The organism is Streptococcus sp. DD11 (assembly GCF_001578865.1).
Classification (GTDB): domain Bacteria; phylum Bacillota; class Bacilli; order Lactobacillales; family Streptococcaceae; genus Streptococcus; species Streptococcus panodentis.
On the sequence record NZ_KQ969428.1, the window covers coordinates 1 to 552 of the forward strand.

Genomic DNA, 552 nt, shown 5'->3' on the forward strand with positions numbered 1-552 from the left:
GCTTTCTGGATTTTCTTGTAGAGTTCATAGCGCTTGTCTTCGCTTTTATCTTTCCGGTACATGCTCAGCCCTCCCAGCGCTTGGCCTCTTCCACATCGCGCTTTTCTATTTTTGCGGCAATTTCTGGAAATTTATTAGCTTGCGTGAGAACAGCTGCACTAAAGTCAGAAACCGCCTGCAGGATCCCGTTGGCCGCCTGACGCCCAGCTTCCATCCCAGCAATCTCAGCCGTATAGGCAAACTCCACCTGCAGATTTTGCGCAGCGCCGGTGTCCAACCCGACCAGCTCGCTGATCGCCGAGCTAGCTGATATCGTATTGGATTTAATAGTGCCCATTACATACTCCTTTGCACGATTCAATATTTACCCTTTCATTATATCATAGTTTTGAAAAAGAAAGGAAAGGCAGATATAAAAAAACGGCGGTGGGACAGAACTAAATTTTTAAAAATTTAGTTCTCTTCACTCTTTTGTTTCTAAGCTCAGGCTGAAAAGGTTCCCCAAACCTTTTCACTCCCAGCCCGCGAGGCTCTCCCAGTCCGGGGGACTGG

The 552-nt window shown here is 47.5% G+C and carries 1 protein-coding gene; it reads right to left on the bottom strand.

From position 1 onward, the window contains the following. Positions 1-64: 64 nt before the first annotated feature. Positions 65-337, bottom strand: a complete 273-nt coding sequence (locus STRDD11_RS13265; protein ID WP_128837678.1) for a TIGR04197 family type VII secretion effector — start codon at positions 335-337, stop codon at positions 65-67. Positions 338-552: the final 215 nt, after the last annotated feature.